Origin of the sequence: Microcoleus sp. A6-C6 (assembly GCF_036705955.1) — a bacterium.
Lineage (GTDB): Bacteria > Cyanobacteriota > Cyanobacteriia > Cyanobacteriales > Microcoleaceae > Microcoleus.
The window spans coordinates 66,231-81,241 of record NZ_JAUBVR010000009.1; the positions used below are offsets into that span (position 1 = coordinate 66,231).

10 protein-coding genes and 1 pseudogene are annotated in these 15,011 nt (G+C 48.3%); 5 read left to right on the forward strand and 6 right to left on the reverse strand.

The window, feature by feature from the left end; genetic code table 11:
- Positions 1 to 55 precede the first annotated feature (55 nt).
- The 4 genes from QUB52_RS06120 to QUB52_RS06135 all read right to left on the reverse strand — a co-directional run bounded on the left by QUB52_RS06120 (position 56) and on the right by QUB52_RS06135 (position 7,461).
- Positions 56 to 862: a ribonuclease HII gene (locus QUB52_RS06120; protein ID WP_332973634.1), complete on the reverse strand. Its 807-nt coding sequence runs from the start codon at positions 860 to 862 to the stop codon at positions 56 to 58.
- Positions 863 to 864: 2 nt separating this feature from the next.
- Entirely contained in the window at positions 865 to 3,219 is a 2,355-nt protein-coding gene (locus QUB52_RS06125; RefSeq protein WP_332973633.1) for an Rne/Rng family ribonuclease, read from the reverse strand.
- A 904-nt stretch (positions 3,220 to 4,123) separates the two neighbouring features.
- Positions 4,124 to 6,970: a TIGR03960 family B12-binding radical SAM protein gene (locus tag QUB52_RS06130; RefSeq protein ID WP_332976132.1), complete on the reverse strand. Its 2,847-nt coding sequence runs from the start codon at positions 6,968 to 6,970 to the stop codon at positions 4,124 to 4,126.
- A 140-nt stretch (positions 6,971 to 7,110) separates the two neighbouring features.
- A complete protein-coding gene (locus QUB52_RS06135) occupies positions 7,111 to 7,461 on the reverse strand; it encodes an STAS domain-containing protein (protein WP_265235433.1) in 351 nt (116 codons plus the stop codon).
- A gap of 382 nt (positions 7,462 to 7,843) precedes the next feature.
- Here QUB52_RS06135 and QUB52_RS06140 point away from each other — a divergent pair, with 382 nt between their 5' ends.
- Entirely contained in the window at positions 7,844 to 8,038 is a 195-nt protein-coding gene (locus QUB52_RS06140; RefSeq protein ID WP_193975465.1) for a hypothetical protein, read from the forward strand.
- Positions 8,039 to 8,381: 343 nt separating this feature from the next.
- Here the strand turns inward: QUB52_RS06140 and QUB52_RS06145 are convergent, their stop codons facing one another.
- Complete coding sequence (locus tag QUB52_RS06145; protein WP_332974461.1) at positions 8,382 to 11,198, reverse strand: PAS domain S-box protein; 2,817 nt, start codon at positions 11,196 to 11,198, stop codon at positions 8,382 to 8,384.
- A 485-nt stretch (positions 11,199 to 11,683) separates the two neighbouring features.
- Here QUB52_RS06145 and QUB52_RS06150 point away from each other — a divergent pair.
- Positions 11,684 to 12,109, forward strand: a pseudogene (locus QUB52_RS06150) (RNA-guided endonuclease IscB); the annotation flags it as partial.
- Here QUB52_RS06150 and QUB52_RS06155 read toward each other — a convergent pair.
- On the reverse strand, positions 12,005 to 12,424 hold the full coding sequence (locus tag QUB52_RS06155) for a hypothetical protein (RefSeq protein WP_332969634.1): 420 nt from the start codon (positions 12,422 to 12,424) through the stop codon (positions 12,005 to 12,007). The pseudogene QUB52_RS06150 and the gene QUB52_RS06155 overlap by 105 nt on opposite strands.
- 406 nt (positions 12,425 to 12,830) lie before the next feature.
- Between QUB52_RS06155 and QUB52_RS06160 the strand changes: the two genes are divergently transcribed.
- The 3 genes from QUB52_RS06160 (at position 12,831) to nusB (ending at position 15,005) form a co-directional block, all read left to right on the forward strand.
- On the forward strand, positions 12,831 to 13,031 hold the full coding sequence (locus QUB52_RS06160) for a hypothetical protein (RefSeq protein WP_265235431.1): 201 nt from the start codon (positions 12,831 to 12,833) through the stop codon (positions 13,029 to 13,031).
- A gap of 227 nt (positions 13,032 to 13,258) precedes the next feature.
- Complete coding sequence (locus QUB52_RS06165) at positions 13,259 to 13,984, forward strand: DUF502 domain-containing protein (protein ID WP_332969635.1); 726 nt, start codon at positions 13,259 to 13,261, stop codon at positions 13,982 to 13,984.
- 388 nt (positions 13,985 to 14,372) lie between these two features.
- Positions 14,373 to 15,005, forward strand: coding sequence for a transcription antitermination factor NusB (gene nusB / locus QUB52_RS06170; RefSeq protein WP_265235429.1), 633 nt, complete (start codon positions 14,373 to 14,375; stop codon positions 15,003 to 15,005).
- Positions 15,006 to 15,011 lie beyond the last annotated feature (6 nt).

A 15,011-nucleotide genomic window follows, 5' to 3' on the forward strand; every position in this document is an offset into this window, starting at 1 on the left:
TGTCGATATTTTTTTGGAAATTTTTGATGGCGACGCACCCTACGACTGGTGAATTTTAAGATTCTCGGCAAGGACTAAATGACACCCGATGAAAGACAGACACACCGCAACGTTCTAAAGCTAATTTATGTTTTTTTGTACCATAGCCTTTGTTATTTGTCAAGTCATATTCGGGATAATTAACAGCCATCCGCAAGATTAATTCATCGCGCCAAACTTTGGCGACAATGCTAGCGGCGGCAATCTGAATCGATCGCGAATCACCTTTAATCATCGTCTCTTGGTCGATCGCCAAATTAGGTATTCTTTGATTCCCGTCAACCAAACACAAATCCGGCGTGACATTCAACTTCAAAATCGCGCGCTTCATTGCCAACAAAGAAGCCTGCAAAATATTCAGGCGATCGATCTCCCGCACCGAAGCCGCACCAATTTGACAGTCAACCGCCACAGCCCGGATTTTGATAGCTAACCGACTCCGGGCTGTGGCACTCAACTGCTTGCTGTCGCGCACCCCGCAACTTACTAATTCATCGAGAACCTCGTCGGGCAAAATGCAGGCCGCAGCCACCACTGGCCCGAACAAAGCTCCTCTTCCGACTTCATCTACACCTGCAATTATTCGAGGGAGAGAGGGAGAGGGAGATGGGGAGATGGGGGGAGAGGGAGAGGGGGAGATGGGGAGATGGAAAGATGGGGATTTGGGGAGAGAGGGAGATGGGGAGATGGGGAGATGGAAAGATGGGAAGAGAGTAAAAATTTCTACTTCTTCCTTTTTCCCTCTTCCTTTTTCCCTCTTCCTTTTTCCCTCTTCCTTTTTCCCTCTTCCTTCTTCCTTCTTCCCTTTTCCTTCTTCCTTCATAATCACTCATCCAAAACGGCTGATGAGCGGCGACGACGGCGGCGGTTGATCGCAGGTTCTTCAGGTTCCACGGGTTCGATCGGCTCATTGAACTCGATCGGCTCATTGAACTCGATCGGCTCATTGAACTCGATCTGCTCATCGAACTCGATCGGCTCATCAAACTCGATCGGCTCATCAAACTTGATCGGCTCATCAAACTCGATCGGCTCCTTTGAGAAAGCCATCACCTCGTCGGTTTCCTCCATCTCCTCAAAATCATCGGTTTCGTCGATCGAACTCTCGTCGTAAATATCCGCCTCATCATCCTCAAAAAATTCAGGCTCAACATTCTCAGTTACAGACATCTCTGCATAATAATCCTCTTCCTCAACATCCTCTGCTCCCGCCGACGGTTCAAATTCAAATTCGAGTTGCTCAAAAGGAGGCTGATTCGGGGGATTTCCGGGGAGTGTCACCGAAACGATCACATTCTTAGGATTTTTCGCGCTGCGATCCGTCAGCACCAAAGGAGAAACCCCCATCAGAGCATAAACATCCTGTTCCTCTGGCGTCATTTCCACCGAAATCACCTCAGGAGGCTCCACCATCGGCTTCAGCAGCTCAGACTTAGTTGGGCGCACGCGATCGAAATCCTCGCGCCTGCCAACAGTCGTCATATTCACCACCAACCCGAAGCCCTCCGAAGCTGCCCGGATGCCGGGGGGAGCCTGATACTCAGAGCGCGTATCCACGACGGGCGCACTCGAAGTATTCGGCAGCCGCAACTTGCTGCGCACCGGTTCCTCTTCCACCACCGGCACGGCAAAAGGCTCTTCGCCAATGCGGCGCCGCCGTCGCCGTCTGGTTCCGTTGCCCAAATCCTGATAGCTGGGATGGTTGAGCAAGTCTAAAGCCGAGGCGTTACCGCCAGTTTCAATAAAATCCAAACTTTCGCTCTGAGGTTCCCAAGCAGCCCGCTGTGGCTCTGGAGAACGTTCTTCTCTGACTGGTGCAGCAGTGGCAGCAGCCACAGGCGTTAAGCTGCGACGTTCCACTCCTTCTGGCAAGTTCAACATCACCCGGTTGGAGGTAGCCACAGTGCGATCGGCCGATTCTCGCACCGCTGGAGCCATGTCATCTTCGCCGGGGAGTTGCACCAGATGACCCAACCCGCTGCAAGTAGGGCAAGTGTGGCCGAATAACTCGTAAATATTTTGACCTTGGCGTTTGCGGGTGAGTTCTACCAGTCCCAATTCCGACAGTTGAGCGATTTGCGGTCGAGATTTGTCAGCTTTCAGGGCTTTATTGAAATGTTCCAGCACCTGCAACTGATCGCGGCGGGATTCCATGTCGATAAAGTCAACAATAATCACCCCGGCAATATTGCGGAGTCGCAGTTGTCTAGCAATTTCCGTTGCTGCTTCGCAATTTGTCCAGAGTACCGTTTCGCGAGCTGTGGCCGATCGAGTAAACGAACCAGAGTTGACATCAATCACCGTCAAAGCTTCTGTGGGTTCGATTATCACATAACCGCCCGAAGGCAAGTCTACCCTTGGTCTGAGGGCTTCTCGAATCGCAGCGTTGACGCGGAAAAACTCTAAAATCGAGGCGCGCTCTCGGTGGTGGTCGATCAAAACTCCCGCAGGAAGTTTACCGCCATTCCAGCTCATCAACTGCTGCTTGACTCGCTTAATCCCATTTTGCGAGTCCACCACAATCCGATTCACGTCACCGCTGAACATATCCCGCAGCACCCGCTGGATAAAATCGTCATCGCGGTTGAGTAGTGCCGGCGCCCGCGTGGAACCACCTTCGAGTTGAACGGTTTCCCACTGCTTTTGCAGGACTTCCAAATCTTCCATGATGGCTTCTTCGGTCTGGCCTTCGGCTTCGGTGCGTACCAGCAGCCCCATCCCGGCTGGTTTCACCAAAATTGCTAGGGCTCGGAGGCGGTTGCGCTCGACTTCCGACTTGATTCTGCGGGACAGATTGACTCCTCTGCCGTAGGGCATCAGTACCAAATAGCGGCCCGGCAGGGTAATGTTGCCTGTCAGCCGCGGGCCTTTGCTGCCCGTGGGTTCTTTCATCACCTGTACCAGCACTTTTTGCTGCGGGGTGAGGAGTTCTGTAATTGCTCCTGCCGATCGCTTGAGCCGCAGTGGGCCAAGGTCTGTGACGTGCATAAACCCGTTGCGTTCTGGGTCGCCAATATTGACGAAGGCTGCATCTATCCCAGGGAGTACATTTTCAACAATTCCCAAGTAAATATCACTGACTTGGTGGCTGCCTGTGGCTACCACGAGTTCTTGGATTTGATCTTCTGAAAAGACGGCAGCAATGCGATGCTGCTCTGCTATAACTATCTGCTTTGTCATTCATTTTCCTCAAAAAACTGGCAGCAAGTTAGAGACACTAACGCTGAAAAGTGCCTCTGACTTTAACTGTAATTAGTAGTAGTTTGAAGAGTTATTAGCTGTGAGTTGGTGCAGGGTGGAAGGAAATTTAACTGTTAACTGTTCACTGTTAACTTAACTATTAACTGTTACAAATTAAGTGCCTAAACCCGCCCTTACAGAGTTATGAGTTATGCTCAGCAGATAAATCTGAGAGATAGAAATAAGGAGGCTTTTATCGAGTTAGCAATATTGAGTTTTAAGTTGAGAATTGCTTTCCTCAATACTCAGAATTCAACACTTGCAACTCTTCCTTTGAACTCAGCGAATAAATTCAGTGACACTCCCACCAATTTCTTAACACACAACTCAACCCAAAAAACTGATAACTCCGCTTGTCTGGTGGTTGAGGGCTGGTTTTGAGCGAAAGTAAGTAGGAGTGAAAGCGCCTAGATTTTTGTTGAATTCTTGCGCGATCGCACTCAACAGACTCTACTCTTGGCATTCGACTGCAACCTCCGCCCCTGCCAACCCTAAAACCTTGTCAAAAACATCTATTGTTGAATACCCGCTCTGCGGCTTGAACCATAAGATTTTTGAATAAGCCGACGATCTACAACCAGTCGATCGATCGAAATTAATCAATCAATTTGGTTCATGCTCCGCTCCTGCGGGTTTAGCGCTAGATTTAGCCCGTGAATGTACAAAAAGGCTTGAAGTCTTGAACAGAAGCAGTTTGCACCCAGCCCGCGTTGCTGGTTGACTCTTAGCGACGAGCGACTAAAGCGCTCAAGCCGCTGCGGCTTCCATAACAAGCAATTATAGCTTGACACGACACATCCCGACGAAAGCCGAAGGTGAAATATTCCACCACGGCTTCCCTATTTTAACCATAACTCAGGATTAGCTGACTGCGCTGAACTTGCACAAGTTGAATTTCTTGCTGGCTGACTTGTTCCAACATGAACACAAGATGTTCTGGCTTCAGCAAATTACCATCGCTGCGACAACTGCCGGTATAGCGCAAGACGGCTATACTTTCAGATTTACCGCCATTCGCGCTAGTTTCTGGTTGCTGCTCTACAAGCTCTAGTTTATGCAGCCGATCGCGCAAATTCACATCCTGAGTCTTACCCGACTTAGTAGTGTGCACCCGCCAAAAAGCCTCTGTTTGGACGATCGTCCCAAGCCAAGCTTCCCAATTCGCATCAGCAGCGACGCAGACAGGAGCAGAATTCTCACCTTCTAATTCAGGATTTTCTGCCAACGCGCCTGTTGCTGCGACAGTAATCATGTACTCAGCGGCTTCTAACAACTGACTAGCAGAAGGAGCTTTGAGATCGATCGACTCAACCCTGTAAATCGGGATATTTTCCGGCAGAGTCGCCGCCAATTTTTCCCGAAACACATCAAGATCGATCGACTCAGTGAGTTCAAAATCAGCAATTTCCCCAGTGCTCGTAACACCCAGAGGCAGGGCATTTGCCACAGAAATTCGAGGATTCGGGTGAAAGCCACCGGTAAACGAAATCGGCAAATCGGCCCTGCGGACAACTCGATCGAACAATCGGAGCAAATCCAAATGACCAACCAAAGCCATATCGCCCACCTTTCCAAACCAAACCCGAAAACGCTGTTTCCGTTCCGTATTCGGCACAAACTCCCCAGCAAACTCAGGAATTGGCAGCGCATCCACAACCACATTGTGTCCGAAATCCGTGCCACAAACCCCGCAGCGCGAACACCCTTCAAAGGAACAATCAGGAACCGTCGCGGCTTCTAAAGCCTTTTGCAAGTCAAGCTTTAGCCAGTTTTTATCAATTCCCGTGTCCAAGTGATCCCAAGGTAAAGGCTGATCGAGAGAGAGGGGGAGAGAGGGGGAGGGGGAAGAGGGGGAGAGGGAGGGGGAAGAGGGGGAGAGGGGGAGAGGGAGGGAGGGGGAGAGGGAGGGATAAGAGGAGAGGGGGAGAGGGGGAGATGTGGGAAAATTTTCCTTCTCCCCTCTTCCTTCTTCCTTCTTCCTTCTTCCTTCTTCCTTCTCCTCTTCCTTCTCAAACAGATTCCACTCGCCACTTTCAACTTGGCGGTATTTCCAAGTAAGGCCCGATTCATCGATCGCCCTTGTCCAAGCTTTGTAAGCTGTATCCAAACTTTCCCACCAAGCATCCATACCAGCGCCAAGTTCCCAAGCGCGGTGGATTACAGCGCCCAAACGTCGATCGCCCCTACCGACAAAATCCTCCATCGCCGAAATCCGCACATCAGTATAATTCACCTTAAGATTTCTCATCCCGCGAAATTCACCTTTCAGCAATCTTTGCTTGCGAGAAAACTCAGCAGTAGAAACCGAGTGCCACTGAAAAGGAGTGTGAGGCTTCGGCGTAAAATTAGAAATTGTCAAGTTGAAATTCAGTGTGCGTCGGCCATCTAGCCTGCATTCCCTTTGCAGCCAGCGGACTGTTTCGGCGATTCCCAGCACATCAAAATCCGTTTCTCCGGGCAAGCCGATCATAAAATACAGCTTGATTTTATCCCAACCGCGATCGACGGCAGTTTTGACACCCCGCAACAACTCTTCGTTTGTCAAACCCTTGTTAACAATGTCGCGCATCCGCTGAGTACCAGCTTCCGGCGCAAAAGTCAAACCGCTTTGCCGCGTACCACCGAGAATGTCAGCAATATTATCGTCAAATCTGTCAACCCGCTGGCTGGGTAGAGACAGAGAGATATTTTTGTCTTTCAGGCGGTTTTTGATTTCCATCCCGACTGCTGGGAGTGCCAGATAGTCGGAACAACTCAGGGAAAGCAGGGAAAACTCGCTGTGCCCGGTGGCTTTCATTCCTTGTTCGATCGCTTCTACGACTTGTTGCGGTTCCACATCGCGCGCGGGGCGAGTCAGCATTCCCGGCTGACAGAAGCGACAACCGCGGGTGCATCCCCGGCGGATTTCCACTGTCAATCTGTCGTGCACTGTCTGAACGTAGGGCACTAAGCCGATCGAATAAGCTGGTATGGGAGTCGCCACTCGACGTAGAATTCGATCGGGAACTTGCGGGCGGTTGGGATGAACAGAACCATCGGCCGCCATATCGTAGAATTGCGGGACATAAACGCCGGGAATTTGCGCTAAATCCAGCAGCAATGCTTCTCGGCTCAAATTATTAGCTTTGCCTTCTGCCAAAATCAAGCCAATTTCCGGCAGCAATTCTTCTCCATCTCCCATTGCGATGAAGTCAAAAAAGTCAGCGTAGGGTTCGGGATTGGAGGTGGCGGTTTGTCCGCCAGCAAAAATTAGCGGCAAATCTGCGCCATTTTGGGCATTTGTCGCTCTTTCTTGCCAAGTTAGGGGAATGCCGGCTAAATCCAGCATTTCCAGAATGTTTGTGGCTCCGAGTTCGTAGCTGAGGCTGAAGCCCAGAATATCAAATTCTGTGAGCGATCGCCTGGATTCTACGGCAAACAGGGGAGTTTTAGTCGATCGCAGTTTTGCTGCTAAGTCTGGTGCGGGCAAATAAGCTCGATCGCACAACTGTCTCGGCCCAGCATTCAAAATATTGTAAAGGATGATGTGTCCCAGATTGGAAGCACCAACTTCATACACTTCTGGATAAGTTAGCACCCAGCGTACAGACGCTGCATCCCAAGGCTTGCGCACAGCCCCTAACTCGTTTCCTAGATAACGAGCAGGCTGATTGATTTCTGCTGTAAGTAATTCTTCGACTTTTACTGCCACGGCTCGACTCGCTAAATACTTGCGACTCTTAAGCAGCCTACCTTAAAATCTGCCAACACGCCAACGGCAGTCTTCTCTCTTTGGGGGCGTTTAACTGAAATTGCTGTGTTTTGTAACTTGTTTTCACCGTTGAGTACATTCTAGGAGTGCTTGTTTACACACGAATTGGTGGCTTCAAAGCTTTCGACATTTTCAAATATCTCAAAAACTCGATCGAGTTGGCTGAGTTCCAGAATCATTCTTATCCCGGCGGAAACTGAGCAAATACTAAACCGTCGCCGCATTTTTTTCGCCTGCTTGAGGCCGGAAATCAAGGCCATCAAACCTGCACTGTCAATTAATGTAACTGCGCCCAAATCCACGACTACTGCTACAACTCCGGGTGCTGCAATTGCTGTGGTTAGTTGCTGTCCGAATTTTTCGGCTGTGGCTGCATTCAGGTGGTCAAGGGGTCGAATCACCGTAATTGGTTCCTGGGCAAGAAGTGTCATATATCAAACCTATGGTTGCTACGTATTTTCTACTACCGCACTGGACGGGCATCAGCCTAAACCTACTTAACACTTACGAGCCTAACTTGCTCTGAGGAAAACCGACCAGTAGTTTTGAGTAGTTTACTGAATCTTTATTTATTTACTCTTTTTTATGAAACTTTCTGCAATATTTGGGGAGTAAAGGTAAGCTACTATACTATTTTTTATTTATGCCAGCAAGTTTAGTCTTGGCAATGGTCAAAATTGCGATCGACTTTGCCCTAGCTGTTAGGTTAAACTGAGGAATGTAATTGAAATCACTTGTTAGTTCTGATTTAGATCACGCGCCTGATCGACTGTTTAGATGATAATCAAACTGTACGGAGTTCTCCGAGCTAATATGCAAGCAACCTATGCTATTCGTCATCTTGTAGAAAAAGCCCTCTACATTAAGCAGTTGACGCCTGACATTGAAAACGAAATCAACTACGAGCTCACCCGTTTGGGCTACATCTCGGATATTGATTATGAGGCTTTAGAGTTATTAATGGATGAAATGGATGCTGGCCGGGTGCAATTGGTATCTAGTCGATAGTTGGAACCGGACGGCACAGGAAAAATTCAATAGCAAAACAAAATCCTGATCCTTGCACGGCAGGAAATAGAGGAGTGCCAAAAGCATTGGCTGCGGTACAGTATTTTTCCAAGGTCGCACTAATTTGCTGAACTTGATATTTGAGGAGCTGGTTTTTGCACCTCAGTATCAGAAACTACAAACTTTGACCTAAATTAAATCTATAACTTTAGGGGCTTGACAAATGAGCTGCGATCGTAATTTGTACTAAAAAGAACGTTTGTTGACCGTATTCTCCGATCGCCCAAATCCTATAAAATTTAACATTCGTTCGTAGTTAGCGCATCCATCATCGCCGAGTCAATCAAAAATCGATCGCGCGTAGCGCCAAACTTGCCACCACCGCCACCAACTCAGCAGGATTGAGAGGCTTGGGTACGTGAATTTGAAAACCCTGCCGCAGCGCCCGTACCCGTTCCTCTACGCTACCGCTAGCCGTGAACGCCACCGCGGGAATTTCCTTCCCAACTTGCGATCGCACTTGCCACATCAGAGCATCTCCATCAGGAGCCTGCATCCCAATATCGATCGCCAAAACATCTGGATTCAGCCTTGAAATCGCCTCCAAAGCTTCCTTTCCCGATGCAGCCGTCTCCACCACAGCCCCGCAATCTTCGAGCACTGTACGCACAAATTCCAGGGAATCCCCGTCGCGATCGACCACCAAAACTCGCACTCCCGAAAGGTTACTGCTGACAAAAGACTCATTTACAGGGGTTCGCGCCGGGGTTTCTCGAACCACAAACTCCCCAGTCCCGGCAATAGAAAATTCGCCCTCGCCCTGTCGTTGTTTAATTGGCAATCTCACCAAAAACGTCGATCCTTGTCCCTTCCCGGCCGATGTCGCTTGCACCGTCCCCCCGTGCATTTCCACAAAATGGCGCACTAGGGCCAAACCCAAACCTAATCCGTCGTGCGATCGCGTTGTAGAGCTGTCACCTTGGCTAAATCGCTCGAAAACGTGTGGCAAAAACTCCGCCGCAATCCCTTGTCCCGTGTCGCTAACCTCAATTTCCACACTAGGCAGTGACAAATTTTCAAAATAGGCGGATTGGGGTCTACTCGTCCTCTCCACCTTGCGTAGCGCCACCCTCACCTGTCCTCCGTCAGGAGTAAACTTAATCGCATTCGACAGTAAATTCCACGCCACCTGCTGCAATCGGCCGGAATCACCAAACATCCGCCCCGCAGTTTGGTCGAAATCCGTCACAATTTCAATATTTTTTGCCCCAATCGCGGCGGCGAGAGTTTCGATAGCACCTTCCACCGTCGAAATCAAATCCACCCACCGCAAATTCAGCGACAGTTGGCCAGTCATAATCTGCGACACGTCCAACAAATCTTCAATTAGCGTCCCCAGCGATCGCGTATTGCGATCGATCGTTTCCAGAGCCTTAAAAGTCGTTTTTTGATCAAACTTGCGGTGACGCAGCAGTTGCGCCCATCCCAGCATCGCATTCAACGGCGTCCGTAATTCGTGGGACAAAGTTCCCAAAAACTCGTCTTTAATCCGGTTTGCCCGCGCCAATTCCTCAGCTCGATCTTGCAGTTCTTTTTCCAATTCCTTGCGAACCGTCAAATCGAGAATAAAAGCCACTGATTCTTGTCGTTTTTCACCCAATAAAATATACCCCATCAACACCGGAATCCGGCTGCCATCGGGCCGAATGTATTCCTTTTCATAGGGAGTGCAAATACCCTCGGCTTTTGCCTCTGCGATGCCGATTTCGTCCAAAGGCAGGTACTCCGGCGGTGTAATATCAATCCAGCGGAGTTCCCCGTGCTGCAACTGTTCCCGCGTGTAGTCCACCATCCGCAAAAATTCGTCGTTAGCCTCACTAATACCACCGTCAACATCGCCGAACAGAATCCCGATCAAGTTAGATTCTGCCAACATTTTTAGCTTTTCTTGACTAGCTTTGAGTGCAGATTCTGCTTGCTTGCGATCGGTCACGTCTTGGATATAAGCAGACAAACCAGAATCGCAAGGATAACAACGCACCTTCAACCACTTATTCCATAACGGCACGAATTCTTCATACTCCACCGTTACCTTTTCTGCTAATGCTTGAGAAACCATTTTGTAAGACAGTAAATCGACAGCCCATGGATATATTTCCCAAACATTTTTACCTATCAGTTCGGCTTCTGACTTGCCTAAAATCTCAAGAGCTTTGTTGTTGACATAGGTGTAGTTACAATTTAAATCTACCGCGATAAAAGCGTCGGTAATGCTTTCGAGAATGTTAGTAGTTCGATCCTTCGCCGATTGCAGCGCTTTCGCTGTTTCTTCTGCTTGCTTGCGAGCTGCTTGTTCGTTTTTCAAAGCGGCAGCGCGTTCTTGTTCTGCCAGTTTGCGATCGCTAATGTCGATGCAAGAACCGATGTAACCGGCAAAAGTGCGATCGGGTCTGTACAGGGGTACGCCCGTACTTACAACCCAGCGATATTCCCCGTCATAGCGCCTCAAGCGGTACTCAATCCGGTACTCGCTGCGGGCGTCGAAGGCTCTCCGGTAAACATCCATATATTGTGGTAAGTCATCGGGGTGCAAGCTTTCCATCCAACCGATGCCGATTTCTTGCGCTAAAGTTCGATCGGTAAACTCCAGCCAAACTTTGTTAAAGTAATCACCAAGTCGATCGATATCCGACATCCAAATCATCACCGGCGCGGTATCTGCCATAATCCGAAATCTCGCTTCGCTCTCTAGCCGCTGTGCTTGAGCTGCTTTGCGATCGATCCGTTCTTGAACTTCCCGCAGAGCCCGTTCAATCGACGGCACCAACCGCGTCAAACGGCGTTTGAGAACGTAATCTGTAGCGCCACTTTTCAAAGTCTCAATTGCCACTTCCTCGCCCAAAGTAGCCGACACAAAAATAAACGGCACTTCCGGACAAGTAGCGCGGGCGATTTCCAGCGCTGCTATCCCATTAAAACAAGGCAGCATATAATCTGCCAGAATAATGTCATAACAATTATTTTCCAGCGCGGCGGCAAAATCTTCCCGAGTTTCCACGCACAGCAAAGAAAAGTCTAGAGCGCCATCCATGAGATATGCCTCAATCAGTTCGGCATCTAGGGGACTGTCCTCTACCAAAAGGATATTGAGCGTTTTCACAAAAATTCCTTAATATTTTTTACAGAAATATGTAATCAAAATTCCTTGAATATTTCCATTATTTACTCAATTCCCAGAGTAGATCTAAAGAAAACATAAAAAATTGCTCAGATCCCTGTTTCCAAGTCTGCCCCAGTTTGCCACTGCATCCCCAGCTCTGCTCAAAAAAAATATCTTTGTCAGTCCTGAACTCACAAAAACCCAGTCAAGAGTCAAAATCAGAGGTTGTGATACCAGTTTAAAAAAAGAATGCAACTTTACTTTAGGCAAGCTGCAAACCATACATAATCAATCATGCCCTATTCTCTATTCTCTATTCTCACATGGTATGAGCGATCGACCTTAACGCTGAAACCGGGTTTTTGACCCCATTTGTGACCCTGAATTTGTTTCAAATGTCGGACACACAGGTATCTATCCCAAGATATATCTTTGCGAACTTGCTCTAATTCAGAAACCTGGGTATTAAAAAAATCGGTGAAATGGGATTGGCCGTCACCACTGGTACGGGTGGTCAAACTAAATTTAACAGGACTCGCTTAGGACTGCCCAAAACGCACTGGCTCGATGCTGCGTGTGTAGGTAACGTTGAGACGCTCGAAGTCTTGACTTCAAAGCCGTTGATAATTATGGCAAAAGGACATGGAATGCGACAAATGTGCGGTACAAATAAGTATGGTTTTCCCATTCGGCACAAGTCAAGAGTGCAAATTCACCAAGGATTTCAGACTGGCGATATTGTCAGTGCAACCGTTACCGCCGGCAAAAAAGTGGGCTCTTATGTAGGGCGGGTTCTCTGTCGCGCTTCAGGTAGTTTTGACATCGTAGCTAAGTCTGGGAGAGTAGCAGGCATTAGTCATAAATATTGCAGTCCAATTCACAAGAAAGATGGGTATAGCTATGCGTTTTGAGAAAGAAATTTCAAGGCGACTGAAGTCGCTGCCGACTTCCTCCCCGTGTCTAAAGCCAGGGGCACGCCGGGCTCGTTTTTTGGTGATTTGGTCAAAAAAGTCGATCGCACTACCAGTCGCATCGGCAGCCAAATCGGGTGTTTGAGTTAAGTCGTAGTTGGCATTAAATAAAACATTGGTATCGCCTGCTGCATTTGGGCTCAATCGATTTAGGCGATCGAACTTACTGCCAAATAAGTCTGGCATTTCTGCTAAAACACTCGGCACATTTCCCTGAAGAGGCTTTGCTTCAAACAGTCCGGCTGTATTCAACATAAGCTATTTTTCGGGAGATTTCCACTATCGGATATCAATTTGACTATATTTTACGGTTGTTCAAAGATTAGTTAATCGATTTGAGATTGGAGATTGACTTGCAGGATTGAATTTGGGATTTGGAACTTTGTTCTAATTCTGTTGAATTTCCAATCATGAGTTTACCAGAAAGAATTGGTTTAAAGCCGGAACCCTTGTAGGGAGAAATTAACAAAAGACTATTCATTACTCCAATCCTCTTCCTTTCAGGTAAAGGTCACTGTCAACTGTCAACTGTCAACTGAAGTAGTACGGTATCCATTTTTAAGCGGAGTCAAATAGTTTAAGAAATAGCTTGAATTTGAGAAACATTTAATCTATGATGTCTCACCTTTCTCGATCGCACTTCTGTCAAGTTCTAAAAAAAATGATTGTTCGATGGGAGGGGGCGCGATCGCGGTACAATCACCAAAGGTCTTGCTCTAGCCAGCCCCATCCTCAAAATTCATCAGTTCTCGAAGCAGCCGAAAAGCCCTCAACAGAAAAGGCCCCGACTGTGATCGCCTCAACACTGCGAGCTGATTGGTTGATTCCGAGCCAAAATGTCTTAAAATATACAGTACGGTGAGCTGTCGCACAGCCCGCAAACATTAAAAGCAAGCGCCAAATAGCAATAATTCTTTAAAATATAGGTATAGTACCGCCGATCCCTAACTCTTCCGCGCTCGGAAAGGGCAGGGTTTGGCAGCATAAAAGACGATCGTCCATAGTAACTTTCAGTAAAGCCCGTGCAGTTGCTTTATTCTCAAGTTTATTCAGGTTATTGCAGCCAGTTACGAGGAGATTTGACCCGCCGTGCTCCAACGCATCAAACAGGACTTAAAAAACGACCTGATCGCAGGTCTGTTGGTAGTGATCCCCTTAGCTACCACCATCTGGCTGACAATTACCATCGCCAGTTGGGTGATCAATTTTCTCACCAAAATTCCCAAGCAGATCAACCCTTTTGACGGACTCAACCCGATTTTGGTGAATCTGCTAAATCTCTTAGTAGGGCTAGCTGTGCCCCTGCTGAGCATTTTAGTCATCGGTTTAATGGCCCGCAACATCTTCGGTAAGTGGCTGCTAGACTTTGGTGAACAGCTATTGCAGGCAATTCCCCTAGCGGGTTCGGTTTACAAAACCCTGAAACAACTGCTGGGAACTATCCTCAAGTCTAATAACAAATTTCGGCGGGTGGTTTTGGTAGAGTATCCCCGGCGGGGAATCTGGACTTTGGCTTTTGTAACCGGTACGATCGAGAGTAACGACATTCCGTCTCATCTTTCCGGCGAAAGCCCGATCGGCATTTTCATCCCCACTACTCCCAACCCCACCACAGGATGGTACGCTATAGTCCCGGAAGCAGATGTAGTCAATTTGTCAATGTCGATCGAAGATGCCTTTAAAGTCATCATCTCCGGCGGCATCGTCAACCCCAACAACTCAATTGCAGTCACCGCCGACAACCCTCCTGGTAAAACACTCGAACCCTTGGTATCCGAATCAAGATACCAGCCTGTACCAGTCGAAGAAGATTAAACCAAGATCAGACGACGGTTGAAAGCGCGCCTAGAAAAACGTAATTTCAACCGCCGAGTCTTCAACCCACGCACCATCTGGGTTTTGTTTGTGTAGACGCGGTTTCAACCGCCGAGTCTTGTTCAAAACCTGCCCACAAACAATCGTGACCGAGGGCAGGTTTTTTGCTAAGATAAGACGGCGGTTGAAACCGCGTCTAGACAAACGATGTCCGCCTCCGCGGACTAAAGAAAGATCAAGTAATGTCAACCTTCTGATCTTCAACCCGCGGAGGCGGGTTTTGTCTGTGTAGACGCGGTTTCAACCGCCCAGTCTTGTCCTTTCAACCAGCGCCTAACAATCTCAACAATTCCTAAATTCCTAAAGTCCCAAATTCTATCTAAAAACTATGAAAAAAGCACGCGAAACATCACGCGAACTCGCACTCCTTGGCATCAGCCAATTGCCGACAAATCCAGAACTCTTAGAAGCCAAGAAACTGCAAGATGTTCTTCTGGCAGCCATCCGCACCCTGACTACAGAAGTTCAAGAATCCCTGGAAGCAGCAGCATCGGAAATACAGCGAGGTAACGACAAACTGCTGGCTAGCGAAATCCGCGCCGCTGATATACAAAGTGCTAGAGCAATGGTGCGGGAAGCAGTCGAACTCACGCAAACCGCTATCAACCGTCTCGGTTCAGCAATGGAGTTTCCAGAATTGATCCAGCTAGCCAACCAGCAAGATGTCCGCACCTATGCTTTGCAAATCTTGACGAAAGTTAGCGCCAACCGCGTTCAAATTGACGAATTGCTCTCGGAAGCGCTGGTAGACTGGCAAATCGATCGCCTGCCTAGGATCGATCGAGATATCATGAGAATTGCGATCGCCGAAATCCTCTATCTTGGCTTACCCGAACAAGTCAGCGTCAACGAAGCCGTCCAACTCGCAAAACGCTACAGTGGCGACGAAGGACATCGGTTTATCAACGGAGTCCTCCGCCGAGTCGTCGATAAAATTAACGCAGAAGTTGTGAGTCAATAGTCGATA

Bases quoted from the DNA above. Each gene is read 5' to 3' on its own strand.
- QUB52_RS06160 (WP_265235431.1), top strand. From the start codon at position 12,831: ATGATTGTTCGATGGGAGGGGGCGCGATCGCGGTACAATCACCAAAGG.
- QUB52_RS06135 (WP_265235433.1), bottom strand. From the start codon at position 7,461: ATGACACTTCTTGCCCAGGAACCAATTACGGTGATTCGACCCCTTGAC.
- QUB52_RS06155 (WP_332969634.1), bottom strand. From the start codon at position 12,424: ATGTTGAATACAGCCGGACTGTTTGAAGCAAAGCCTCTTCAGGGAAAT.
- QUB52_RS06140 (WP_193975465.1), top strand. From the start codon at position 7,844: ATGCAAGCAACCTATGCTATTCGTCATCTTGTAGAAAAAGCCCTCTAC.
- QUB52_RS06125 (WP_332973633.1), bottom strand. From the start codon at position 3,219: ATGACAAAGCAGATAGTTATAGCAGAGCAGCATCGCATTGCTGCCGTC.
- nusB (WP_265235429.1), top strand. From the start codon at position 14,373: ATGAAAAAAGCACGCGAAACATCACGCGAACTCGCACTCCTTGGCATC.
- QUB52_RS06120 (WP_332973634.1), bottom strand. From the start codon at position 862: ATGAAGGAAGAAGGAAAAGGGAAGAAGGAAGAAGGAAGAGGGAAAAAG.